19 protein-coding genes and 2 tRNA genes are annotated in these 24289 nt (G+C 70.9%); 8 read left to right on the forward strand and 13 right to left on the reverse strand.

All coding sequences use genetic code 11. The features are described from left to right. Positions 1-8 precede the first annotated feature (8 nt). The 6 genes from NAG42_RS31990 to NAG42_RS32015 all read right to left on the reverse strand — a co-directional run bounded on the left by NAG42_RS31990 (position 9) and on the right by NAG42_RS32015 (position 3624). A tRNA-Leu gene (locus tag NAG42_RS31990) sits at positions 9-92 on the reverse strand. Between the two features lie 187 nt (positions 93-279). Next, positions 280-756 carry a thioredoxin-dependent thiol peroxidase gene (gene bcp / locus NAG42_RS31995; RefSeq protein ID WP_250035656.1) on the reverse strand — a complete coding sequence of 159 codons (477 nt, stop codon included), beginning with the start codon at positions 754-756 and terminating at the stop codon, positions 280-282. Between the two features lie 45 nt (positions 757-801). Next, the gene (locus NAG42_RS32000; protein ID WP_250035657.1) at positions 802-1779 is read right to left on the reverse strand and encodes a hypothetical protein; all 978 of its coding nucleotides are present in this window, start codon (positions 1777-1779) and stop codon (positions 802-804) included. Continuing rightward, a complete protein-coding gene (locus NAG42_RS32005) occupies positions 1776-2522 on the reverse strand; it encodes a DsbA family protein (protein ID WP_250035658.1) in 747 nt (248 codons plus the stop codon). The genes NAG42_RS32000 and NAG42_RS32005 overlap by 4 nt, the downstream gene beginning before the upstream one ends. Then, complete coding sequence (locus NAG42_RS32010; RefSeq protein ID WP_250035881.1) at positions 2519-3010, reverse strand: MauE/DoxX family redox-associated membrane protein; 492 nt, start codon at positions 3008-3010, stop codon at positions 2519-2521. Before NAG42_RS32010 ends, NAG42_RS32005 begins: the two co-directional genes overlap by 4 nt. Before the next feature lie 77 nt (positions 3011-3087). Further along, entirely contained in the window at positions 3088-3624 is a 537-nt protein-coding gene (locus NAG42_RS32015; protein ID WP_250035659.1) for a sigma-70 family RNA polymerase sigma factor, read from the reverse strand. Positions 3625-3716: 92 nt separating this feature from the next. On the opposite strand from NAG42_RS32015, the gene NAG42_RS32020 reads away from it, so the two are divergent. Then, a complete protein-coding gene (locus tag NAG42_RS32020; RefSeq protein ID WP_250035660.1) occupies positions 3717-5393 on the forward strand; it encodes a copper resistance CopC/CopD family protein in 1677 nt (558 codons plus the stop codon). Positions 5394-6156: 763 nt separating this feature from the next. On the opposite strand, the gene NAG42_RS32025 is transcribed toward NAG42_RS32020, so the two are convergent. Continuing rightward, positions 6157-6795, reverse strand: coding sequence for a hypothetical protein (locus NAG42_RS32025; protein ID WP_250035662.1), 639 nt, complete (start codon positions 6793-6795; stop codon positions 6157-6159). Positions 6796-9599: 2804 nt separating this feature from the next. Here NAG42_RS32025 and NAG42_RS32030 point away from each other — a divergent pair. From NAG42_RS32030 to NAG42_RS32045, 4 genes are all read left to right on the forward strand, one after another. Beyond that, positions 9600-9929 (forward strand): hypothetical protein, encoded by a 330-nt coding sequence (locus tag NAG42_RS32030; RefSeq protein ID WP_250035663.1) that lies wholly within the window; start codon positions 9600-9602, stop codon positions 9927-9929. 245 nt (positions 9930-10174) lie between these two features. Further along, positions 10175-10717, forward strand: coding sequence for a hypothetical protein (locus tag NAG42_RS32035; protein ID WP_250035664.1), 543 nt, complete (start codon positions 10175-10177; stop codon positions 10715-10717). Between the two features lie 348 nt (positions 10718-11065). Beyond that, entirely contained in the window at positions 11066-11656 is a 591-nt protein-coding gene (orn, locus tag NAG42_RS32040) for an oligoribonuclease (RefSeq protein WP_308201214.1), read from the forward strand. Between the two features lie 105 nt (positions 11657-11761). Continuing rightward, positions 11762-11837: transfer RNA gene (locus tag NAG42_RS32045), tRNA-His, on the forward strand. A 253-nt stretch (positions 11838-12090) separates the two neighbouring features. Here NAG42_RS32045 and NAG42_RS32050 read toward each other — a convergent pair. From NAG42_RS32050 to NAG42_RS32060, 3 genes are all read right to left on the reverse strand, one after another. Beyond that, on the reverse strand, positions 12091-12687 hold the full coding sequence (locus tag NAG42_RS32050) for a TetR/AcrR family transcriptional regulator (RefSeq protein ID WP_250035665.1): 597 nt from the start codon (positions 12685-12687) through the stop codon (positions 12091-12093). 641 nt (positions 12688-13328) lie between these two features. Continuing rightward, positions 13329-14189: an SDR family oxidoreductase gene (locus NAG42_RS32055; protein WP_250035666.1), complete on the reverse strand. Its 861-nt coding sequence runs from the start codon at positions 14187-14189 to the stop codon at positions 13329-13331. 77 nt (positions 14190-14266) lie between these two features. Beyond that, the gene (locus NAG42_RS32060) at positions 14267-16363 is read right to left on the reverse strand and encodes a sigma-70 family RNA polymerase sigma factor (protein ID WP_250035667.1); all 2097 of its coding nucleotides are present in this window, start codon (positions 16361-16363) and stop codon (positions 14267-14269) included. 214 nt (positions 16364-16577) lie between these two features. Between NAG42_RS32060 and NAG42_RS32065 the strand changes: the two genes are divergently transcribed. Both NAG42_RS32065 and NAG42_RS32070 read left to right on the forward strand, forming a co-directional pair. Continuing rightward, a complete protein-coding gene (locus tag NAG42_RS32065) occupies positions 16578-17999 on the forward strand; it encodes a pectinesterase family protein (RefSeq protein WP_250035668.1) in 1422 nt (473 codons plus the stop codon). An 11-nt stretch (positions 18000-18010) separates the two neighbouring features. Then, positions 18011-19447 (forward strand): RICIN domain-containing protein, encoded by a 1437-nt coding sequence (locus NAG42_RS32070; protein ID WP_250035669.1) that lies wholly within the window; start codon positions 18011-18013, stop codon positions 19445-19447. 44 nt (positions 19448-19491) lie between these two features. Here NAG42_RS32070 and NAG42_RS32075 read toward each other — a convergent pair whose 3' ends face one another. The 3 genes from NAG42_RS32075 to NAG42_RS32085 form a co-directional block, all read right to left on the reverse strand. Beyond that, positions 19492-20082 (reverse strand): CPBP family glutamic-type intramembrane protease, encoded by a 591-nt coding sequence (locus tag NAG42_RS32075; protein ID WP_250035670.1) that lies wholly within the window; start codon positions 20080-20082, stop codon positions 19492-19494. Between the two features lie 76 nt (positions 20083-20158). Next, positions 20159-21655: a hybrid sensor histidine kinase/response regulator gene (locus tag NAG42_RS32080; RefSeq protein WP_250035671.1), complete on the reverse strand. Its 1497-nt coding sequence runs from the start codon at positions 21653-21655 to the stop codon at positions 20159-20161. Then, positions 21652-22407 (reverse strand): sensor histidine kinase, encoded by a 756-nt coding sequence (locus NAG42_RS32085; RefSeq protein ID WP_250035672.1) that lies wholly within the window; start codon positions 22405-22407, stop codon positions 21652-21654. Before NAG42_RS32085 ends, NAG42_RS32080 begins: the two co-directional genes overlap by 4 nt. A gap of 156 nt (positions 22408-22563) precedes the next feature. Here NAG42_RS32085 and NAG42_RS32090 point away from each other — a divergent pair, with 156 nt between their 5' ends. Next, a complete protein-coding gene (locus NAG42_RS32090) occupies positions 22564-24243 on the forward strand; it encodes an L-lactate permease (protein WP_250035673.1) in 1680 nt (559 codons plus the stop codon). The last annotated feature ends 46 nt before the right edge of the window (positions 24244-24289 follow it).

Genomic DNA, 24289 nt, shown 5'->3' on the forward strand with positions numbered 1-24289 from the left:
ATGTCGTGTGCGGAAGGGGGGACTTGAACCCCCACGCCCTTTCGGGCACGGGCACCTAAAACCCGCGCGGCTGCCGATTACGCCACTCCCGCTCGATGCGCGCCCCGCGGGGCACACACGTTCCCGCGATTCTAGACGCTCTTGCCCGGCCGGAGCGCCCGCGGTCACATGGCACGGCGGCCGCCTCGCGGATCATGCCGCGTGACAGCCGCCGTGGTCTGGGAAGACCGTTTTGGGGTCTTGCCGTAGAGATCGGCCGATCCGGGGCCGACTGTAGGGTCAGTCGATGCCGAGATCGCGCCGCAGCTTGGCGACGTGCCCGGTGGCCTTGACGTTGTAGAGGGCCCGCTCGATCACGCCGTTCTCGTCGATCACAAACGTCGACCGGATGACGCCCATGACCGTCTTGCCGTAGTTGTTCTTCTCGCCGAACGCTCCGTACGCGTTGAGCACGCTCTTGTCCTCGTCGCTGACCAGCGGGAACGTGATGGCGTCGCGCTCGCGGAACTTGGCCAGCTTGGCCGGGGCGTCGGGGGAGATGCCGACAACCTCGTAACCGGCCGCCTGCAGCGAGCCCAGCGAGTCCCGGAAGTCACAGGCCTGGGTGGTGCAGCCGGGCGTCATCGCGGCCGGGTAGGCGTACAGCACGACCTTGCGTCCGCGCAGATCCTTGAGCGTGAGCCGGTCGCCGTTGTCGGTCGGCAGGCTGAACTCGGGCGCGGTGTCGCCGGCGGAAAGTCGAACGGACTCAGTCATGCCGACGACGATAGACCGCGCGACCGCAAGGGCAGCGAAAAGGGGCTACGCGTGAGCGACAGCCGGTTGGGGAGCCGGCAGGGCGGCCCGCAGGCGCAGGACGCCGGTGACGGCCAGCCCGGCGCCGAGCCCCGCGGCGAGAGCGACCGCCAGCCGCGCCACCCATCCCGGGCCGGCCGTGCCCAGGACGGCCGCGCCGAAGACCGAGCCCTCGTTGAAGCCCGCGAACAGCGCGACGACCGCACCGGCCAGCGCGAGGAAGAACGGCGGATGCCGGTAGGCCGCGGCCAGCCCCACGAGCCCGGCCAGGATGAGCACCGGCGGCGGGGTGCCGCCGTCGAGCGTACGACTGACCGCGTACACCAGAGGAGCCGAGCCGGCGACCAGCGCGACCGGCCGCACGGAGCGCGGCCACCGATGAGCCAGCGCCGCCGCCATGAGCCCGGCCAGGGCCACGCCCGCCCACCAGAGCCCGGCGCGGGGCGGCGGAACCCAGTCGAGCGTGCCGCGGACCTCGAACCCGCTCGTCTGGAAGCGCAGCGGCACCACCCAGTCGCGCAGGCGATGGCTGCGAGAGGGGTCGGCGACCGCCTGCGGGGGCAGTCCGGCGCTCAGCCAATGGGTCCGCTGGTCGTGCCAGCGCACCCTCGGCGCGTCCGAGATCTTGCGCCACGCGGGCGGCGCGGTGGGGTCGGCGCTCGCCGGAACCGGCGTGTCCCCGGCCAGCGTCTCGTTCAGGTACGCCGCCGGGGAGTTCACGTTCTGCCAGGTGCCGTCGGGGCGCACATCGAGATAGGGCTCCCCGGCATAGCCGAGAACCTCGATCGAATGCCCGGAGTTGTTGGTGAGCTCGAGCTGCGCCCCGGCCTCGACCGGGCGCACCGAGACGCCCGGCGCGCTGATCATGGTCACCGAGGTCCGGTACGCCGTCGAGCTGGGCGCGTCCCCGGTGTGCGCGAACGCGGGCGTGGCCGGCGCGAGCACCGCACCGGCCAGCGCCACCATCAGCGCGAGCCGTCTCACCCCGCGGCCGCCGTGACCGCCTGGGTGAAGACCTCGGTGGTCGGCAGCGTCCCGTTCGGCCCGGTCACCTGCTTGCCGTTGACGACGATGGTCGGCGTGCCGCTGTAGCCGCGCGACGCGAACGTCTCGGTGGCCTTGGTGGCCCACGAGTCGTACGTCTTGCCGTCGACCGCCTGGGCGAAGCTGTCGCCCAGCCCGACCGATTTGCCGAGCTCGATCAGCTTGGCGTTGTCGAGCCCGTCGCTGCCCTCCTCGGGCTGGTTGTCGAAGAGCACCTGGTGATACTCGATGAACTTGCCGTCGACCGCCGCGGCCGCCGCGGCCCCGGCCGACCGGGTCGAGTACTTCGTGCCGTTCGACGCGCGGTCCAGGATGGAGACGGGGTGGTAGCGGACCGTCACCTTTTTGTCGGTGACCAGCTGCGCGATCGCCGGGCCGGTCTGATTCTCGAACTCATGGCAGATCGGGCACATGAAGTCCTCGTAGATGTCGACCGTGACCGGCCCCGACCCGACCGCGAACGCGGTGCCGTCGTCCACCGCCACGCTGGGCGTGCTGGCCTGCGAGGAGTCCGAATCCTGGTTGGCCAGGACGCCCCAGCCGATCAGACCGGCGATCAGCAGCACCGCGACAACGCCGACCGAGGTCCAGATCGTCACCCGGCGGCGGCGCTCGGCCGCCTTCTGCTGTTCGACGATCCGCTTGACCGCCGTACGGTCGCGCCCCCGATTGCCCTTGCTCATCTGTCCCCCATCAACAGTCCGTCGAGCGAGAACCTGGTCCGCGGCTTCCACAGCAGGATCCCGGCCAGTGCGAGGAATCCCACGTCACGCAGGATGTCGAGGCCGTACTGCGCGGTCCGCCCGCCGGTCAGCTCCCCGCCTTTGCTGAAACAGCCACAGTCGATCTGCAGCCCGCGCGACCAGGCCGAGATGATGCCGGCGATGAAGATCACCAGCACCACCGCCGCGATGGCCGCGCTCAGCCGGGTCGCTATCCCGATCAGCAACAGCAAGCCCAGTGCGATCTCCAGGAACGGCTGCACGGCCCCGATCACCTTCGCGGTGTCGTAGGACATCAGGTCGTACGCGTTCACCGCGCGCGCCGAGGCGGCCAGATCGGTCACCTTGAGGCCGCCGGCGATCAGGAAGACCGCCGCCAGTCCGAGACGCGCGAGGGTGGAGATCCACGGCCAGGCTGCCGCCAGCCGGGGCTGCTGCTTCAAGTCCATGGTCACGCCCGTTTAGTCGATGCAACTGTCCCGCCGGTTCCCTCTATTGTGCTGAGGTTCCGCTGGGAAACTGCTGATTAAACGGCGCGGGCCTGCGAGACGGCCGTCACCAGCTCGTCCCGGGCCCGGGCGACACGCGAGCGGATCGTGCCGACCGGCACGTCCTCGATCTCGGCCGCCTCGGCGTAGGACAGGCCCAGCACCTGGGTCAGCACGAACGCCGTGCGCCTTTCCTCACCCAGCCGGCCGAGCAGGTCGGCCGTGCTGAGCCGGTGGGCCGGGTCGGGTGACGGCGACGCGGTCCAGGCCTCGGCGGCCAGGCGGGCGTCGAGCCGGCGGCGGCGGATCACCGTGCGCAGATGGTCGGCGCAGGTGCGGCGGGCGATGCCGAGCAGCCAGGTGCGCGCGGACGAGCGGGCCTCGAACGCGGCCAGCGCCTTGAACGCGCGCAGAAAGGTCTCCTGCGTCAGGTCGTCGGCCGAGCCCGGGTCGACCAGCGCCGCGGTGAACCGCCAGACCTCGGCCTGGGTGGCGCGCACGAACGCCGCCAAGGCGGCCTCGTCACCCTCGCGGGCGGCAAGGGCGAGCGAGGTTGTTTCGTCCAGGCCGTCCATGGCCCGACATCGTACGCCCCATGGCCGCCGCAGCCTCCGGGCCGGGTTCCGCAACCACCCGTGGTGGGCATCGGTCGATCCGATCGGGCAGCATGTCTGCCATGACTGTTGATCGGCGCCGGGTTTGTCGCGGTCTGGTGGCCTTGGCGGGGTTGTTGATCGGGCTCTTCGCCGTGCTGCTCGGTCCGGCCGCGCCCGCGAGCGCGCACGCGGCGCTGGCCACCAGCGACCCGGCGTCCGGCACGATCGTCCCCGACGCGCCCAACAAGATCACGCTCAGGTTCACCGAGTCGGTGCAACTGCTCAACGGCAAGATCCAGGTGCTCGCGCCGGACGGCTCCCGGGCCGACCAGGGCGAGCCGACCGCCGAGGGCAGCACGGTGACGATCCCGCTGCGCTCGGGCGGCGGCCGGGGCACCTATCTGGTCAGCTACCGGGTGATCTCGGCCGACAGCCACCCGGTCGGCGGCAGCCTGACCTTCTCGGTGGGCGCGGCCTCGGCGACCCCGTCGGCCACGATCGACGACGAGACGGTCGACCCGGTCGTGCGCGTGCTCATCCCGATCGGCAAGTACCTCGGGTACGCCGGTCTGGTGTTCCTGGTCGGCCCGGTGCTGGTGCTCGCGTTGCTCTGGCCACACCGGCTCAGCCGCCGCGGCCCGGGGCGTCTCGTCTGGACGGGCATCGGCCTGGTGGCCGGCAGCACCCTTCTCGCGCTGTGGCTCCAGGCGCCCTATTCGACCGGGTCCGGCCTTTTCGACGTACGGGTGGGGGACCTCCGCGATGTGCTCGGCAGCACGTTCGGGGCGGTCATGCTGGTGCGCCTGGGCGTGATCTGTGCCGCCGCTCTGCTGCTACGGCCGCTGCTGAAGGGCAGTGGCAACGGCAGTGACTCGAAGACCGACCTCGCCCTGCTCGGGGTGCTCGGCGTGGCCGCCCTGGCCACCTGGCCGCTGACCGGGCACCCGACCGCCTCGCCGGTGGCGGGCGTGTCGGTGGTGGTCGACGCGATCCACCTGGCCGCGATGGCGGTGTGGCTGGGCGGGCTGGTCATGCTGGTCGCCTTCCTGCTGCCCAAGGCCGACGAGCGGGAACTCGGGGCGATCCTGCCGATCTGGTCGCGCTGGGCCGCCACGGCGGTGGCGGCGCTGATCGTGGCCGGGGTCGTGCAGGCGCTGATCGAGGTCTCCTCGCTCGACGGGCTCTTCTTCACCACGTACGGCCGTCTGATCCTCGTCAAGGTGGGGCTGGCCGCCATCGTGCTCGGCGTGGCCTGGTATTCGCGCCGGCTGGTGCGGTCCAAGGCGGCCGAGGAGAGGCCGTCCGGCCTGCGCCGGGTGGTCTGGGCCGAGCTGGCCGTCACCGCCGTGGTCCTCGGCGTGACCTCGGCCCTGGTCCAGATCCCGCCGGCCCGCTCGGCCGAGGCGTCCCAGACCGCGGGCGCCTCGACCACGGTGACCAAGACGCTGACCAACGACAAGATGGCCGTGCAGATCGACGTCTTCCCGGCGACGGTCGGAAACAACAGCATCCACCTGTACGCCTACACGCCCGACAACAAGCCGCTGACGGTCGTGGAGTGGAGCGCCACGGCGGCGTTGCCGTCGAAGGGCATCGAGCCGATCGAGATCCCGCTGCTGCGGATCACCGACTTCCACGCGGTCGGCGACATCGCCCTGCCGGCCGCCGGCGAGTGGACCTTCAAGGTCACCGCGCGCACGAGCGACATCGACCAGTCGACCCTGTCGACCACCGCGACGATCAACTGAGCCTTACTTCTATCAGCGAGTTAGCCACTATTTGACCACTTTGGGGTTATTTGGACTTGTATGGTCGGCGCATTACCGCTTGAGCTTTGAGGGGAGAAGCGATGCGGGTGTTCCGGACCATTCTCGGAATGCTGGCGCTGACCATCGGTCTGCCGTCGCTGCTGGCCGGCGCGGGCCTCTGGGCCGCCATGCAGCACCGCGACCAGGGTGGAGCGTTCAGCGCACAGCTCCAGCAGCTGTCCACGCCCGGCTACGCCGTCGTGATCGAGGACGTCGACCGCGTCCTGCGCTCCGACGCGCCCTTCACCCGCCTCGGCGACACCCAGCTGCGGCTGCTCGCCCGTACCGGGCGGGGCCCGGCCTTCCTCGGGCTCGCGCCGACCAACGCGGCCCGCGCATACCTGTCGAACGTGCAGCACAGCACGGTCCGCACGATCGACATCGGCACCGGCGCCCTGCCGGTGGCCACGACGGTCGTACCCGGCCTGGTGGCCCCGCGTCAGCAGCCGGGACAGGCGCCGTTCTGGACCCGGTCCGACAGCACCGGCCAGATCTCGTGGACCCCGTCCGACGTGCGCGGCGGCCCGTACAGCCTGGTCGTGATGAGCCCCGACGCCGCCCCCGGCCTGCAGCTGCGCGCCACGGCCGAGCTGCGGCCGGGCTGGCTCAACTCGAGCGCGTGGGGCCTGCTGACGCTGGGCACGCTGCTGGTGATGATCGGCATGGTGGTGCTGGCCTGGCCGGCCCGCCGACGCGAGATCGTCTACGTGGTCGAGCCGAGCCAGGTCCCCGAGCTGATGCGCGCCATCGGAGCGCCGATGCCGGCCCTGCCCGCGCCGAGCCGCCCGGCGGGCGCCCACCGTCCGCGGACGCTGGCCGACACCCGTACGGGCCCGGTGCCGGCCGTGATGGCCTGGCCGCCCACTCCCGCACTGACCGCCCCGACGTCACCCGCGCCCGCCGCGTTGACGCCGGCCGCCGGCCCGGGGATGCCACCCGACCCCGCCGAGTACGCCGCCGCCACCGCCATCCCGGGCCGCCAGGCCACGCCGGCGCCGGGGGAGCCGCTCGAGTTCATCGGGGCCAACGCGGTGTCGTTGCCGCTGGGTGAGCCCGCCGCCGGCGCGCCGGCCTCAGCCGCCTCCTCGGCTTCGGCTTCGGCTTCGGTCGAGTCTCCCTCCGGCCGCCGCCCCGACCGGGCCGCCAAGCGCTCGGTGCCGGTGCCGGGCGACATCCCGATGTTCCAGCCGTCCGCGGTCGAGGCCTGGGTGGCCGAGACCGCTCCGGCCCGGGCCCGCGAGACCGAGGCCCAAGCCGCCGCCCGCCTGGCCGAGGCGGCCCGCCGCCGCGCCGCCGCCGGCGCCGACAAACCAGGCGCCGCGTCGCCGGCCTCCCCGCGCACGCCGGCCCCGGCCGCTGCCGCTTCGAGCCCGGCCGCTGCTGCCGCCGCGGTCGGTTCTTCCGACCCAGCTGCCGCTTCCGCGGTTGGTGCTTCGGGCCCGGCTGCTGCTTCGGTGGTTGGTGCTTCGGGCCCGGCTGCTGCTTCGGTGGTTGGTGCTTCGGGCCCGGCTGCCGCTTCGGTGGTTGGTGCTTCGGGCCCGGCTGCCGCTTCGGTGGTTGGTGCTTCGAGCGCGGCTGCCGCTTCGGTGGTTGGTGCTTCCAGGCCGGTTGCTGCTTCTGCCTCGGGCGATGCTTCCAGCGTGGCCGGTCGTTCCACCGCGGTTGGTGCTTCCGGCCCCGCTACCGATGTCGCGGCAGGCGCGCAGAACGGCTCCGCGACGTCAGTGACTGCCTCTGACGGGGTGACTGCGAACGTCACCGCCGCGGCTGGGGCCGCCAATGGCCCGGCGCCCGCGCAGTCGACCCTCGCCTCCGCGACTCCCGCCGCTCCATCCTTGGCCGGTGCGTCCTCCGTCTCGTCCCCGGCTTCCGTCGCAGGGGAACCGGCCAAAGCCGCCGGGGCCTCGGCCGAGGACGTGCCCGCTCACCCGATCGACGCCGTGGCCGCCGCCTACGCGGCCGGCGCTGCCGACGCCCGCGCCGCCCGAGGCGAATACGAGGACGACTACGGCCGCGACCCTCGCATGGCCAACCAGAAGGTCTCCATCGTCACCGGCCCCGGAGCCACCGACTGGGCCGCGATGGGCATGCCCCGCCCGGCCGCCCCGCGCGCCGACCGCCAGTCCCCGCGAGCCGACCGTTCGTCGTCGTCCTCCCGCCGTACTCCCACCGGAGGCCGCCCCGGCCACCCGTCACCCACCGGCCGGGGCGCGACCCCGGACCGCATGCCCGCCGGGTCCGCACCCGACGCCGCCAAGCCGTCCTTCGGCTCCCCGAACGCGGACCCAGCTCAGACCGAGCCCGCTCCCGGCAGCCCGAAAGACCGGAGCCGCCCGGCCCCCGCAGACAACTCGGCGACACCCACTCCCGCCACCCGTCGCCCGGCCGACCCCGGCGACAAGCCGGCATCCGCCCAGACCACCACCGAGCCGGCCACCCCATCCGCCAGTGGGTTCAGCCCGGCAGCGGGAGCCGGCACCGAGCAGGGCGCCCAAGGCCCCCGCCCGGTGCCGGCCCCCGAGCCCCACAAGGGCGGCACCTCCTCGACTCCGTCCCAGGGTCAGGCGCCCGCCCAGTCACCCACTTCGGGTTCGCCTTCCGGCCCGCACACTTCGGCTTCGCCGCATGACCCGGAAGGATCCAAGTCGCACGTTTCGGGCTCGGCCCAGAGCCGTACGGGCCCCGGGGCGCAGGGGCCGGCTTCGCCTCAGAGTGAGGCGGCCTCCTCCGATTCCACCCAGCCCCGGGCGCAGGCTTCCGGCTCGCCGCAGGGCCAGGTGGCCTCCGGGCCGCGCACCTCGCCGAAGGACCGGCCCCTTGCCGAACAGGGTGTCGCTGCGCCGCGGGGAGAGGCGGCCTCTGTGTCCGAGCCGGGTGGAGAGCCGGCGGCTGACGTGACCGAGGCCGACGTCCCGGCATCCAGTGCGACCCCCGACGACGGGCAGCGCTTCAAGGGTGGAACCGCCGCGGCAGACGTGGAGGAACACAACGACAAGCACCGCCCGAACACCGCGCAGGGAATCGCCGCGACGGGAACCTCTGGGCAGGGAACCGCCGCGCAGGGAACCTCTCGGCAGGGAACCACCGCGCCGGGATCCACTGGGCAGGGAACCACCGCGCCGGCTCCGCCGCGGCCCAGTGTTCCGCGGCCGCCGTCGCCGAGCCGGCCGATCGTGCCGTCCCCGGCCCGTCCCGGAACCTCGAAGCAGCCCGCCTCCGCCCAGACCCGAACGGCCGAGCAGGTGACCAACGGCCAGCCTTCCCCCGCCGGGCCCGTGCCGGCGGGAGAGTCCGCCTCGCCGCAGGGTGACCTGCAGCCGGCCCGGATGTCCGGCCTGGCCCCTTCCAAAGAGACCGCCAACGCCGCAAGCCAGCCCGGCCGCGCGGACGCCGCGAACCAGCCGCGTCTTGAGGACCCCGCGGAGGGGACGCGCCTTTCCGACGCCTCAGCGCAGGCCTCCGCCGTGGCGTCGAATGTCCCGACCGCCATGCACGCCATGGCACGAGGCGAACGAGCGGCCGAAGACCAATCGGCCCCGACAGCGCTCAAGTCCTCGACCCACCAGACCGAGAACAATTCGTCGACGACCGCACAGGTGGGCAGCGCCTCCTCGCCATCGGGATCGAACCGCATTAGCCCGTCTCCGGCCGGGGTCAACGGCAACGGCGCGTCTCCGGCCGGGGTCAACGGCAGCGGCGCGTCTCCGGCCGGGGTCAACGGCAGCGGCGCGTCTCCGGCCGGGGTCAACGGCAGCGGCGCGTCTCCGGCCGGGGTCAACGGCAGCGGCGCGTCTCCGGCCGGGGTCAACGGCAACGGTGCGTCTCCGGCCGGGGTCAACGGCAACGGCGCTTCCCCGACCGGGCTCAACGGCAATGGCGCCTCCCCGGCCGGGCCGAACGGGGAGACCCCGCGGGCAGCGCCGGCTGGCGGCGCGTCGCCGGCCCGCTCCGCGACTGCTTCCCCGCATCAGCGGCCCAAGCCGGCTTCGTCTGGCGACCGCCCTGCCGGGACCAACACTGCTGCCGGAACCAACGCGGCTCTTAGGAACAGCACAGGTCCTGGGACTAGCGCTCTTAGGACCAACATCGGCTTTGACGCCGGCACCACTCCCGAGCACGCTGGTCCTGGGATCGCTGGTGCCGTCGATGCTGGTCCTGGGATGGCCGGTGCCGGTGCCGGGATCGAAGCTGCTGGAGCTATCGCTGGTCTTGGGATTGGCGGTGGCGCTGGGGCTGACGGTGGTCCTGGGATCAACGGTGGCTCTAAGACTGATGCTGGTCCTGGGATCGACGATGGCTCTAAGACTGACGCTGGTCCTGGGATCGACGATGGCTTTAAGACTGATGCTGGTCCTGGGATCGATGCGGCCGGCTCCGACTCTGGCGTTGGCACTGAGGCTGGCCTCGGAACTGGCTCTGGCGTTGGCACTGAGGCTGGTGGTGGTGTTGAGGCTGAGCTGGCCGCGGATGGTGTGACCGGGGACGACGCCGGCGGAGACGCTGAGCTTGCGGCTGATGTGGCGGAGCAGGGTTCTGCTGGGCGGCGGGGTGGCGCCCGAGGCGAGGCTGAGCGGGACCTTATGGCTCAGGCGCAGAGTCGGGTTGAAGGGGGAGTGGCGTCTACGTTCTCCAGTCGGCTGTCTGGGCCTGGGCGGCCGGCGCCGGCCGCTTGGCGGAAGGCGGCTCAGACTGTTGCGGCTCGGGCTGCGGCGGAGGCGGCGGTGGGTTCGGAGCCGGCTGCGGACACGCTCGCCGACGGGGAAGTGAGCGAGACGGGCGTACCGGAAGTGACGCCGGCCAAGCCCAAGACGCGGACCGCCCGTACGCGAACCGCTCGGACCAAGACGGAGGCCGAGCCGGCCGACGGTGACAAGCCGGCCAAGCCGGCGAAGGCGGCCGCCAAGACCGCCGCCAAGCCGGCTTCGGCGCGAGCGACGACTGCCAAGACGCCCGCCACGAAGTCGGCTCCTGCGAAGAGCTCGACCCGGGCGGCCGGCAAGTCGGCCACCCCGGCCAAGCCCGCGGCGCGGACTCCCGCCAAGCCGGCCACCCCGGCTGTGCGACCGGCCCGCCCGGCGCCTGACGTTCCGGTGCGTACGAGCACGGGCGCGATCCCGGCCGGGAGCGGCACGCCGGCCGGCTGGTTGGCCGCCTATCAGCAGGAAGCGGCCGAACTGCTGGCCGGCACCAACCAGCGCCGCCGCCGTCGCATGACCACGACATCCCCGATCGATCAGCACGAGAGCGGGAACGAGGACCAGTAAGACCCGATCCCGTCGAGAAGGCCGCCCCACTGGGGCGGCCTTCTTCGTTTGTGCCGCCCAACCGAAGACGCTTCCTGCGCGGATCACCGTGCTGTGCGCGAAGGAGCATTTTGCTGTGCTGGAACTGAAAGGGCCCTCCGCGCTGCCGACACGGAGGGCCCTTTACCGGGGGAACGGAGTAACCGAAAGGGGGCTTCGTCCGTTAAGACCAGTTTAGCCCCTCAACGGTACGAGTGGGAAGTCATCGCCCGAAAGCGGACATAGCACGTGGCTGCGTGCGGCATGCCCGGACGGGTGGCTCGGAAAGACGAGACACCGGTCCCGGCGGTGGCGGCGTAGGCTGTCCGCGTGGCTGATCATTTGGTGTGGATCGACTGTGAGATGACGGGCCTCGACCTGGGCAAGGACAAGCTCATCGAGGTCGCCGCGCTCGTCACCGATGCTGATCTCAACGTGCTGGGTGAGGGCATCGACCTGGTCATCCACGCCGACGACGCGGCGCTGGACGCGATGCCGCCGGTGGTTCGGGACATGCATGCGAAATCGGGGCTGACCGATGAGGTGCGCCGCTCGGCGATCACCATGGGCGAGGCCGAGGAGGCCGTGCTCACGTATGTCCGTCAGTTCGTGACGAACCCGCGCACGGCCCCGCTCTGCGGCAACTCGATCGCCACCGACCGTGGGTTCCTGGCTCGTGACATGCCGGCGCTCGACTCGTTCCTGCACTACCGCATGATCGACGTTTCCTCGATCAAGGAGCTGTGCCGCCGCTGGTACCCGCGGGTTTACTTCGGCCAGCCGGCCAAGGGCCTGGCCCACCGCGCGCTCGCCGACATCCGGGAGAGCATCCGCGAGCTGGAGTACTACCGCCGTACGATCTTCGTCCCGCTGCCCGGGCCCGATGTCGAGTCGGCCAAGGCGATCGCCGCCGAGCTGTAGGGCGGCCGACCCCTTCACCCGACCGTGCTGGTAACCCGCTCGACGGGGCCCTCCGGTATTCGGCTATGCTTGTCCGGCACCACGGGGTTTTCCTCGTGCGCGATGGTGGTCGTAGCTCAGCTGGTAGAGCACCGGGTTGTGGTCCCGGGGGTCGCGGGTTCAAGTCCCGTCGGTCACCCCAAGCGGTAATGCGAAGGCTCGGTCACGATGACCGGGCCTTCGTCGTTTTCACTGGTCGGCAATTGATCGCCGACACGCGGTTGATCGCCGGCGCCATGTGATCGCTGGTCGGGACTGGTCGCTGGTGGTCATGTGATGGCCGGTCAGGGAGCGATCGCCACCGACCCGCTGGTCATTGGCGGCGGTCGGTAAGTAGCCGGTGGCCGCATAAGGGAGATCGCCGCGTTGGGGGATGTGGATGTCGTTGAGGAAACCTAGGCGCTGTGACTGGTCAGGGAGCCGAGGATGATCTCGCTTGCTTCGCGGACTGTGGGCTCGAGGGCGTGGGGATCGCGGCCGATGCGTTCGGCGCCGGCTCGCATGACGCCGGAAAGCAACTCCACCGCGAGATGGATGTCGTCGACGTCACGGAACTCGGCGCGCGCGATGCCGTCGCGGACGACGTTTTCCACCTCGACGACGATCGCGTGGAACGGGCTTCCCGGGCCCTTGGGTGCGCCGGAACCTGGACGGAACATCAGCTGCAGGGTCTGGTCGGTGAAAGCCTCCAGAACTACCTCGATGATCTCCCGCATGCGCTCGGTGGCGGGGTCGGTGGAGCGTTCGGCGATCGCGGTCACGCGTTCGACTGCGGGCCGGCCTGCTCGCTCGGTCAACGCCAGGACAAGAGCACTCTTGTCGCCCGCGTAGTTGTAGAGCGTGTTGCGCGCGAGCCCGGCCCGGCCCGCGATGTGGCCCATGGTGATCGAGTCGTAGTCGCGTTCGGCCAGCAGCCCCCGAATTGCCTCATCGAGGTCGGCCCACACCATCTCGTGGTGCTCCTCGATGCTGGCTCCCCGAATCCGCGGCATCCGATCATCCTCCCTTGCCGGGATTGTCCCGAGCATCGCAGGCTCACCAATTACGGCAGCCACGCAGAGCCAAGTCGGCCTCGGCGGTGGCGCCCATGCCGCACCCTTCCAACTACACGCGGCGGCCGGCCGGAAGGCCGCGAGGGACTCGGAACAGGCCGGACTCGGAACCGGGCGGTCTGGGATCAGGGGGCCTGGGATCGGTGGACCTGGAAACCGGTGGACCTGGGAACCGGGCGGGCTGGGATCGGGGGGCCTGGGATCGGTGGACCTGGGAACCGGTGGACCTGGGAACCGGTGGACCTGGAAATTGGGCGGACTGGGATCGGTGGACCTGGCAACCGGGCGGTCTGGATCAGGCGGTCTGGGATCCGGGGCGCCTGGGGTCGGGGGCTCTGGGATCGGGGGCTCTGGAATCGGGCGGGCTGGGATCGGGGGGCCTCGGGACCGGGCGGGCTGCGATCGAGCGGGCTGGGATTGGGTGGACTGGGATTGGTGGACTGGGAACCGGACGGATAAGGGCCGGGGACTCGGATAGGGCCGCGGACTCGTGAGCGGGCGGCCCCGGCCCGGTGTGTCGGGTGGCCGCCGCCCGCGCGTGTGGGTGGGCGGTGGGGTGGCTGTCGGTAGTCGTGTGAGTGCTAGGCGGGCTTTGGGTAGTGGCGGCGCAAGTTGGTCGCTATGACGCGGTCGAGTGTGCGGTCGGACAGGATGCGGCTCAGGCGGATGATCAGGGCGGCATCCCGCCCGACGGCGTAGCGGGTACGTGGTCGAGGGGTCGTCACGGCCTTGGCGATCGCGCGGGCGGCGGCATCCGCGGTCAGACCCGAGGCGGTACCCGAGGCCATCAGCGAGTTGATCGCCTGGACCAGACCGCCGTAGCGCTGGTGCTGTTCGGGGGTCATCCGGGTGGCCAGGTCGTTGGCCGTGGCGATGCCGCGGGTGGCCATCTCGGTGCGGACGCCGCCCGGCTCGAGCACGACGACCCGTACGCCGAACGGCTCGACCTCGCGGCGGAGGGCGTCGCTGACCGCTTCGAGGGCGAACTTCGCGCCGGCGTACGCGCCATAGGTCGGCATCGCGGTCCGGCCGCCGATCGAGCTGATGTTGATCACGCGTCCGCGGCTCCGGAGCAGGGCCGGCAGGAGTGCCTGGGTCAGGGCGATGTGGCCGAACAGGTTGACCTCGAACACCCGGCGCCATTCCGCCATCGGCAGGGCTTCGACGGGGGCGTTGACCTGGATGCCGGCGTTGTTGACCAGCGCGTGCAAGGGGCGCGGGTCGTCGGCGACGCGGGCCGCGACCGCCTCCACCTGGCCGGGCTCGGTGATGTCGAGGATGACCGGTTCGATGCCGGCCGACCGGAGGGCCTCGGCGTCACGGTCCCGCCGCACCCCGGCCAGGACGTGGAATCCCTGACGGGCCAGCTCGCGGGCGGTGGACGCACCCATGCCGGTGGATGCCCCGGTGACGACGACCAGCTTCTGAACGTGCTCAGCCACTACTTTTCTCCCTCACTTCACGACGGTCTGTCGCAAAGATTACGACGAACTGTCGGAAAAGGCGAACAGAAGAGAAGCTAGCCGGCTCGCGGAACAAGGAAGTCGGTGCGGGGAAGACGGCCGGCGGCGGTTCGAGGGCCTTCGGCCACGGACGGGGACGTGGATCGGAAGCGGTCGGCCGACCACCCGGACTGCTGCCAGCTGTTGCCCCGCACGGCCGATGAAGAGCCCGACCCCAGGCCGGAAGAGCCCGACCCCAGGCCGGAAGAGCCCGACCCCAGGCCGGAAGAGCCCGACCCCAGGCCGGCCGGCCCGCCGGCGTTGCCCACGGCGACGTTGGCCCGCAGCGTCGGCCGACCGCCGGGCAGGGCGAAACCCGACCCCCGGTTGCGGAACGCCGTGTTGTTGGCCAGCAGGAGTCCGGAGGTCTCCCCGCCGTCGTCGGTGAACCCGTGACCCCCGTTGTCCCAGGCCGCGTTCTGCCGCAGCCGGTGGGAAGCGGGCGCGCCGGTGAGGACGAACCCGTTGCCGCCGTTGTCGTAGGACCAGTTGCCCTCGACGGTCACCGGGCTGTCGAACTTCAGGTCCAGACCGGAGGCCCGGTTGCCGGAGAAGCGGTTCCCGCGCACCACGTTGCCCGCGCCCGAGCCGAACTGCAGGCCCAGCCCGATGCCCTCGGAGCCGATGAAGTCGCTGTCCAGCACGCTGTTCCGGGTTGTGCCGGGGTCGCGCAGCATCATCCCGGCGCGCGTGTTGCCGCGCAGGGTAAGGCGCTGAAAGACGGTGTCCCGGCAGGCCGAGCACACCAGGGCGTGCGAGGGAGCGTTCCTGATCTCCAGACCCTGCACGGTCCAGAAGGCCGTCGACTGTTCGATCGCCCAGTCGGTCGGTGGCAGGGTGGCCGCGTCGAGCACCGGACGTTCATCGCGGTAGTTGCTGAGCACGATCGGCCGGGCTGCGGTGCCGTTGACCGAAAGGGATATCTCCGAGCTGACGGTGTACGTGCCGCCGCGCAACGCGATCGTCTGCCCGGGGCGGACAACTTCAGCGGCCTTGTCCACGGTGGCGAATGGACGGCCGATCGACCCGTCGCCCTGATCCGACCCGGACGGAGCCACGTAGATGTCCGCCCGCTGCACACCCAGCCCCACCACGGTCACCCGTGAGGTCGGCGACGCGGCGGGCACAGCCACCGCCGCGCGGCTGCGCGCCACAACGCCGGGCGCGGACGGCCGCACCACAGCCGGTGGCCCGACCGCGATCTCCGCGGGCGCCGGGGAGTAGTGCACCGCGTACACGAATCCGCCGCTCACCGCGACCGAAGCGACCGCCGCCACCGCCAGCAGCTTGGGGGACAACGCCGATCCGGCCGCCGGCAGTTCGGTGATCACCCCGGCCGCCAGTGCCGCCGGCACCGGCAGTGCCGCGATGCCCAGCAGCAGCTCCTCGGGCGCGACGAGTCCGTGCTGCGTCACCGTGCACTGAGGACAGTCGCGCACGTGTCGCGCCAACCGTTTGCGCCACAGCGGATCGGCCACCCCGTTCCACCGCTTCACCTGACTCATCAGCGCCGGGCACCGCGGCCGCGCCCGCAAAGCACGCACGACCCCGCGGGCCGCGTCGAGCTGAGCCTTCATCCGCTGCACACGCACCGCCGCGTGCTTCGGCGGCACGTCCAGGGCCGCGGCCAATTCCGTACGCGTGAGCCCGCCCGCCGCCTCCTGCCACCACAACCCGAGCAGGCGCCGGTCCGCGGCGTCCAGCCACCGCGTCGCCTCGAGCAGTTCGCGCCGCTGGTCGGCCACCACCAGCTCGGCCGTGGTGCGCTCGGCGAAGTCGCCGTCCGGGTCGGGCAGGTCGGCGGTCGCGGGCATCGGCCGCACCCGGGCCGTGCGGCGCGCGCGCAGGTGCAGCTGGATCTGCCGGTACGCGATGGCCACCAACCACGACCGGAAACGATCAGGCTCACGCAGGGCGCCGAGGCCGCGGACCGCCCGGAGCATCGTCTCCTGCACCAGATCGTCGACGTCGGGATGCCCGTCGAGCGCCCGCCCGACGACGTTGTAGATCAGGGGGAGGTGTTCGGCGATGAGCTCGTCGCGGGCCGCGACGTCACCGGCCTGGGCCAGCCGCACCAGCCGGGCAGCATCCGGAGCGATCTGACTCTGGGTCACTGTTCGCCTTTCCGAATGCATCGACAATCATCGACGGAACAGAGCGCGAGCGATGGTGGCACGGCCCACGCCAGCTGTAAAGCGAAGAAATCTTGAGGATTTCTGTTGTCACTCGGCCGGCAACGCATCTACCAGGGTGCCGCCGATTCCCCGCGGTGGCGACAGCGCAGCGTGACCAAACGGGAGCGCTCCCACAATGCGAGAGGATACGAGGTTGTCCCGATCACCCCTCACCAGGCGCCTCCTCGTCGCCGCCCTGGCGATCGCCGTCCCCACCGCCGCGATCGTCGTGTCCACTCTCCCGTCGGCCGCGGCGACCCTGCCCGCGGCCGGTGGCACCTATCAGCTCAAGGTCGCCAAGAGCGGCCAGTGCATCGACGTACCCGGCGCCGCCGGCGCCAACGGTGCCCTGCTCCAGCAGTGGGGCTGCACCACCGACGCCGGCTGGCAGCAGTTCAAGCTGGTCGCGACCGGCTCCGGCTACCTGCTGCAGAACGTCAGCAGCGGCAAGTGCGTCGACGTACCCGGTGGAGCGGGCACCAGCGGCCTGCAACTGCAGCAGTGGAGCTGCGCGAGCGCGCAGACCAACCAGCAATGGCGTCTGGCCGCGAGTGGCACCGACACGTTCCAGATCATCAACGTCGGCAGCGGGTTGTGCGTCAGCGACAAGGACGCGTCCACGGTGTCCGGCGCCGCGATCATCCAGGAGACCTGCACCGCCAACTCCAACAAGCAGTGGGCCTTCATGCCGATCGGGTCCAGCGCGACGGCGACCGTGGCCAAGGACGGCACCGGTCAGTATTCGACGGTGCAGGCGGCGGTCGACGCTGTCCCGGCCGGCAATACCACCCGGCGGGTCATCACGATCAAGCCCGGCACCTATCGCGAGATCGTCACGGTGCCGTCCACCAAGCCGTACGTGAGTCTGCAGGGCCTGGGAACGGCGGCCGGCCAGACCGTGATCGTCAACAACCACAGCAGCGCCGGGGGCTACGGCACGTCGGGCAGCGCCACCGCCTTCCTCGACGGGCACGACTTCGCCGCGACCAACCTGACGTTCTCCAACGACTACGGCGAGGGCAGCCAGGCCGTCGCCGTCAACCTGAACGCCGACCGGTCCGTGTTCACCAACGTCCGGTTCCTCGGCAACCAGGACACGTTGCTGGTCAACGCCAACCGGTCGTACGTCCGGAACTCGTACGTCGAGGGCACGGTCGACTTCATCTTCGGCGGGGCGACCACCGTCTTCCACGGCAGCACGATCCACGAGAAGCGCACCAGCGGCGGCCCGATCACGGCGGCCAGCACGGATGCGGCCAAGACCTATGGCCTGCTCTTCCATCAATGCACGATCACCGGCGCGGCCGGCAACGTGACGCAGCTGGGCCGGCCGTGGCGCCCGGACGCCCAGGTGCTGTATCGCGAGTCGAACCTCAGCGCCACGATCAAGACCGCCCAGCCGTGGACCGACATGTCCGGCAACTCGTGGAAGACCGCCCGCTTCCTCGAATACCAGAACACCGGCTCGGGCGCCGGCACCAACAGCAACCGGCCTCAGCTCAGCGACGCCCAGGCCGCAACCTATACCCCGCAGCGATACCTGGCCGGCAGCGACGGCTGGAACCCGGTCGGTTGAGAGGGAACCCCATGAAGAAATGGATCACCGCCGCACTGGCCGTCGTCGTGCCGGCCACGATCGTCGGCATCTCGATGCTGCCGTCCGAGGCGGCCGCCGCGCCCGTCACCGGCGTCGCCTATCAGCTCAAGGTGGCCAAGAGCGGTAAATGCCTCGACGTGCCCGGGGCCAGCAGTGCCAACGGCGCGCTGCTCCAGCAGTGGGGCTGCACCACCGGCGCCGCCTGGCAGCAGTTCAAGCTGGTGGCCACCGGATCCCACTATCTCGTGCAGAACGTCAGCAGCGGCCGCTGCATCGACGTACCCGGCTCGTCGGCCACCGCTGGTGTGCAGCTCCAGCAGTGGGGTTGCGCGAGCGGGCAGACCAACCAGCAATGGCGTCTGGTCGCGAGCGGCACGAACACTTTCCAGATCGTCAACGTCGGCAACGGCCTCTGCGTCAGCGACCAGGGCGCGTCCACCGCGTCCGGCGCCGCCATCATCCAGGAGGCCTGCACCGCCAACTCCAACAAGCAGTGGGCCTTCGAGCCGGCCACGAGCAGCGGCGGCCGGACGTGGCCGTCCACACCGGACGGATTCGCCGCGACCGGGGGCGGCACGACCGGTGGCGCGGCCGGTATGACGGTCACCGTCAGCACGCCGGCCGATCTGCAGAAGTACGTCACCGCGACCGAGCCGTACGTGATCCGGGTCAACGGCGCGATCACCGTGACGCCCAAAGGCACCGAGCTCAAGGTGACATCGAACAAGACGATCGTGGGCGCCGGCACCGGCGGCCACCTCGTCGGCGGCGGTTTCTTCCTGGGCCCGGGCGTGCGCAACGTCATCATCCGGAACCTGACGATCCGGGACACCGCGATGCCCGACGACGACCCGGACGACAAGGTCTACGACTACGACGGCATCCAGATGGACACGGCCGACCACATCTGGATCGACCACAACACCATCACCCGGATGAACGACGGCTCGATCGACAGCCGCAAGGACACGACCTACCTCACCGTGTCGTGGAACGTGCTGACCGGCAACAACAAGTCGTTCGGCATCGGCTGGACCGACAACGTGACCGCGCGGATGACGATCCACCACAACTGGCTCCACGACACCAATCAGCGCAACCCCAGCGTCGACAACGTCGCGTACGCCCACCTCTACAACAACTATCTGCAGAACATCACGTCCTACGGCAACCTCGCGCGCGGCGGCACCAAGCTGGTGCTCGAGAACAGCTACTTCGACAACGTGCAGAACCCCTACTACAACGACACGTCGGCCGCTCAGCTCAAGCAGAGCGGCAGCATCGTCGTGAACAGCTCGGGCAAGCAGCAGACCAACGGCTCCGCTTTCACGCCGAGCAGCTTCTACTCGTACGCCTTGGATCCGGCCGCCGAGGTGCCGGGCCTCCTCCGGACGTATGCGGGACCGCAGGCCACGATCGGCCAGTAGCCCGGAGATCGGCCGGCCGGGGTTGGGGAGCCCCGGCCGGTCCCTCAGGCACCGTGATAGAAGTACTGCCCCAGCCCCACGGTGAAAATCGTGATCCCGTAGAGCGCGTGCTCCACCGACACCACCAGCAGCGATCCGGTCCTCTGGTAGCGCCGCGCGAAGAGCCAGCCGCCGATGACGGTGCTCACGACCGCGATGACGTTGCCGAACAGCAGATGGGCGAAGCCGAAGGCGACGGCGCTCGCGGCGGCCGCCCGTTTACCGGTACCCCAGACCGCCTCGTACCGGTGCAGCAGGAACGCCCGGTAGAGCAACTCCTGCGGATAGACCGAGACCAGCGGATAGAACACGATGATCGCCAGCCACAGCCCGGGATTCTCGCGCGGCAGCACGAAGAGGTTGTCGCGGTCGAAGACGGCCATCGCGGCCACCGTCAGCACCGAGACGAGAGCCCACAGTCCGAGCACGCCGCTGAAATCCCGCGGCCCAGCCAGGCTGACACGCTGCCGGCGCAGGTAGAGGACGACCAGGACGCCCGCGGCCAGCAGCACCGGGATCGGCCCGCCGGGCACGTCGATCGCGATGTAGACCCCGACGAGCCCGAAGAAGAGCAGCAGGAATTCGGCGAACCGCACGGGATCGACGGTAGGCAGGCCAGATGGACGACAGCCGGCCACCGGATGAGCATCCGGCACCGCGCTGACCCCGGGTCTACGGCAGGACGGCGTGCAGGGCGCTGAGCAGGTTCTCGGTCTGGAAGGGCTTGTGCAGCAACGGCGCGTCGGCCGGTAGCTCCTGGCCGCCGGGAGCCGGACCGCTCGTGTAGCCCGACATGAAGAGCACCGGCAGCGCCGGGTTGGTGCGGCGCAGTTCGGCCGCCAGCTGGGTGCCCGACATGCCGGGCATGATGACGTCGGTCAGCAGCACGTCCATGTGCAGGCGCTCCTGGTGGACCATCCGCAGCGCCTCGGCCGGGTCGGCCGCGGCGTGCACCTCGTAGCCGGCCCGGCGCAGGATACGGCAGACGATGTCCCGTACGCCGTCCTCGTCCTCCACCACCAGCACCCGGCCCGACCCGGCGGACGGTCGCTTCACCAGCGTCGACTGGGGTGCCGCGACCTCGGCCGGGGGCAGGCTGATCCGCAGGGTCGTGCCGTCGCCGGGGCTCGAGTCGAGGGAGATCGTGCCGCCCGCGTCGGTCACCACCCCGTACGCCGTGGCCAGGCCCAGCCCGGTGCCCTTGCCCCGGCCCTTGGTGGTGAAGAACGGCTCGAAGGCCCGCGCGGCCACCTCGGCCGGCATGCCACAGCCGGTGTCCGTGATGGACAGACAGACCTGACCGGTCTCGCGCACGGCCGCGGTCGAGATGGTCAGCCGGCCACCCGACGGCATCGCCGCCCGGGCGTTGTTCGCCGCGTTCAGGACGACCTGCTCCAGCTTGCTGCGGTCGATCGTGATCCGCGGCAGGTTCAGTGACAACATGGTCGTCAGTTCGATGTCCTCGCCCAGCGTGCGGCTCAGCAGGCGCTGCATCTCGGTGGCGACGACGTTCAGGTCGAGCAGCTCGGGCCGGGACGGTTCGAGACCGCTGAAGATGAGCAGCTGCCGGGTCAGTCCGCTGCCCCGGGCGGCCGCCTGTTCGATGGCCACCGCGTCGGCGTGCAGCTCGTGGCCCGGTCCCAGCTCCTCGGTGAGCATCGTGGCGTACCCGGCGATCACGGCCAGGATGTTGTTGAAGTCGTGGGCGATGCCGCCGGCCAGCTGACCCAGCGAGTCGAGCCGCTCGGCCTGGCGCAGCTGCTGCTCGATGCGGTGGTGCCGGCGCCGTTCGGCCGCCTCGTGCAGCTCTCTCTGCACGGCCGGGGCGAGCCGGGTCAGGCGGTCCTTGAGCACGAAGTCGCGTGCGCCCGCCCGCATCAGGTCGGCCGCGGTCTCCTCGCCGACCTGACCCGAGACGAGCAGGAACGGCAGATCGGGGTCGTGCTGCCGGATCTGGGTGAGCACGTCCTCGGCACGTACGCCGGGAAGGTTGTAATCGCAGATCACCACGTCGACCGGGCGCTCGGCGAGAGCGGCCGTGACCTCCTCGGTGGTCTCGGCCCGGGTGACCCGCACCGGCATGCCCGTGCGGGCCAGCGAGTGGCCGATCAGCACGGCGTCGTCGTCGTTGTCGTCGACGACGAGCACCCGGATCTCGTCGGCCGTCATCGCAGCTCCCATCCGGCCGCGCCGGGGGCCAGGCTGAACCGGACGACGGCGCCCCGGCCGGGCTCACCGGCGGCGCTGACCTGACCGCCGTGCCGGGCGATGATGCGCCGCACGATGGCCAGACCGACGCCGGTGCCCTCGAACTCGCCCGCCGTGTGCAGCCGCTGAAACGGGTCGAACATGCGGTTCGCGTGCCGTGCCTCGAAGCCGGCGCCGTTGTCGCGCACCGAGAACACGTCCACGCCGTCCTGCCGCTCGCCGCTCAGCTCGATCACCGCCTCGGACCGCTGGGCCGTGAACTTGAACGCGTTGCCCAGCAGGTTCTGCAGGACGAGCCGGATCAGGTGCGGATCGCCCAGCGCGTCCAGGCCGTCGGCGATGCCGAAGCGCACCGAGCGGCCGGGATCGGTGGCGCTGAGCTCGGCCGCCACCTCGCGGGCGAGGGCGCTCAGATCGGTGTGCTCCCGGCGCAGCTGCGACCGCGCGGCGCGCGACAGGTCGAGCAGGGCGTCCATCATCTCGGTCATGCGTTCGACATTGGCCCGGATGCGCCCGAGGTAGCGCTGGGCCTCGTCGTCGAGGCCCGCGGCATGCTCCTCGAGCAGGATCTGGCTGAACCCCTCGATGCTGCGCAGCGGCGCCCGCAGGTCGTGCGAGATCGAGTACGCGAACGCGTCGAGCTCGCGGACCTGCTCCTCCAGCTCGTGCTGGAGGCTGCGGCCGGTCGTCTCGGTGTGCCAGCCGGTGCTCATCGTCAACTCACCCGCCCGCCTGACCCGGTTCTCCGACCGTACCTGCGGAATGCCCCGGAAGTGGCATTTTCCGCATTCGAGGCCGCTCCGTCCGGGATGCGGTGCCGGGCCGGACGGGGGACGATGACAGCCCGGTGCAAACATCGATCATCCTGGATGGCGATCATGTTTGATCAGTTCCAGATCGTGACGGATCCGGTCGGCGATTCGGTGGCCGTCTCGGCGATCTTCGCGGTGCTGCCGCTGCTGACGTTGTTCGTCCTGCTCGGCGCACTGCGGATGCGAGCGTGGCTGGCCGGTGTGATCTCGCTGCTGGTCGCCCTGGTGGTGGCGGTCGTGGTCTACGCGATGCCGGTCGGGCAGGCGGTGCTGTCGGCCACCGAGGGGGCGGCGTTCGGCTTCTTCCCGATCCTGTGGATCGTCATCAACGCGATCTGGGTCTACAACCTGACCGTCGTCAGCGGCCACTTCGACGTGCTGCGCCGCTCGATGGAGCGGGTCAGCCCGGACATGCGGATCCAGGCCGTGATCGTCGCCTTCTGCTTCGGCGCGCTGCTCGAGGCTCTCGCCGGTTTCGGTACGCCGGTCGCCGTCACCGTGGTGATGCTGATGGCCCTCGGCTTCCGGCCGGTCAAGGCGGCCACGGTGGCCCTGATCGCGAACACCGCCCCGGTCGCCTTCGGTGCGCTGGCCACCCCGATCACCACGCTCGGCACGGTCACCGCGGGCGCGGCCGACGACCCGCGGCTCAACACCGACACCCTGGGCGCCATGGTCGGGCGGCAGACGCCGATCCTGGCCGTGGTGGTGCCGCTGGTGCTGGTCGCGGTCATCGACGGCAAGCGTGGGGTCCGCCAGACGTGGCCGGTCGCGCTGGTGGCCGGGGTGGTCTTCGCCGGGGCGCAGTTCGCCGCGTCCAACTACATCTCGGTGCCGTTGACCGACATCATCGCCGCGTTGCTGGCGGCGGCCGCGGTGATGCTTCTGTTGCGCGCCTGGCGCCCGGCCGAGTCGCCGGATCTGTCCACTGAGCAGCCTGCGCCGTCGTCCGGATCGGTTGCCGTGGCCCAGAAACGGGACACCCGGGCCGAGGTGATGCGCGCCTACGCCCCCTATCTGATCATCATCGTGATCTTCTCGATCGCCAATCTCGGTCCGATCAAGTCGGCGCTGGCCGAGTCGCCCTGGACCGTCTCGTTCCACTGGCCCGGCCTGGACGTGCTGGGCGCGGCCGGCAAACCGCTGGCCTCGACCACGTTCACGCTCGGCTGGCTGCCCGCGGCCGGCACGCTGATGATCCTGGCCGGCCTGATCACCGCGGTGCTCCTGCGCGTCGGACCCCGGCCGGCCTTGGCGGCCTACGGGCGGACGTACGTCGAACTGCGGCACGCGATCGTCACGGTGATGGCCGTGCTGGCGCTGGCCTACGTGCTCAACCAGTCCGGCCAGACCAACACGCTGGGCGAGTTCCTGGCCCAGGCCGGCGGTTTCTTCCTCTTCCTGTCCTCGATCCTGGGCTGGATCGGGGTGGCCGTGACCGGCTCCGACACCTCGGCCAACGCCCTGTTCGGCGCGCTGCAGGTGCAGACCGCGGCCGACGCCGGCCTCGACCCGGTGCTGCTGGCCGCGGCGAACTCGTCCGGCGGCGTCCTGGGCAAGATGATCAGCCCGCAGAACCTGGCGATCGCCGCCTCGGCCGTGGGCATGGCCGGCCGGGAGGGCGACATCTTTCGCAAGGTGGTCGGCTGGAGCCTGGCGCTGCTGCTGGTCATGTGCGTGCTGGTCACCCTGCAGGGCACCCCGGTGCTCGACTGGATGGTGCCCGCGGCGCCGTGAGTATGACCCGGATGCGGACCTCCGTGTCTGACGGCGTCGCGCGTGA

Origin of the sequence: Paractinoplanes maris, from assembly GCF_023544465.1 — a bacterium.
Taxonomy (GTDB): domain Bacteria; phylum Actinomycetota; class Actinomycetes; order Mycobacteriales; family Micromonosporaceae; genus Actinoplanes; species Actinoplanes maris.

Coding starts and splice junctions, on each gene's coding strand:
- bcp (WP_250035656.1), bottom strand. CDS start 756: ATGACTGAGTCCGTTCGACTTTCCGCCGGCGACACCGCGCCCGAGTTC.
- NAG42_RS32005 (WP_250035658.1), bottom strand. CDS start 2,522: ATGAGCAAGGGCAATCGGGGGCGCGACCGTACGGCGGTCAAGCGGATC.
- NAG42_RS32010 (WP_250035881.1), bottom strand. CDS start 3,010: ATGGACTTGAAGCAGCAGCCCCGGCTGGCGGCAGCCTGGCCGTGGATC.
- NAG42_RS32015 (WP_250035659.1), bottom strand. CDS start 3,624: ATGGACGGCCTGGACGAAACAACCTCGCTCGCCCTTGCCGCCCGCGAG.
- NAG42_RS32020 (WP_250035660.1), top strand. CDS start 3,717: ATGTCTGCCATGACTGTTGATCGGCGCCGGGTTTGTCGCGGTCTGGTG.
- NAG42_RS32030 (WP_250035663.1), top strand. CDS start 9,600: ATGCTGGTCCTGGGATGGCCGGTGCCGGTGCCGGGATCGAAGCTGCTG.
- NAG42_RS32050 (WP_250035665.1), bottom strand. CDS start 12,687: ATGCCGCGGATTCGGGGAGCCAGCATCGAGGAGCACCACGAGATGGTG.
- NAG42_RS32070 (WP_250035669.1), top strand. CDS start 18,011: ATGAAGAAATGGATCACCGCCGCACTGGCCGTCGTCGTGCCGGCCACG.
- NAG42_RS32080 (WP_250035671.1), bottom strand. CDS start 21,655: ATGACGGCCGACGAGATCCGGGTGCTCGTCGTCGACGACAACGACGAC.
- NAG42_RS32085 (WP_250035672.1), bottom strand. CDS start 22,407: ATGAGCACCGGCTGGCACACCGAGACGACCGGCCGCAGCCTCCAGCAC.
- NAG42_RS32090 (WP_250035673.1), top strand. CDS start 22,564: ATGGCGATCATGTTTGATCAGTTCCAGATCGTGACGGATCCGGTCGGC.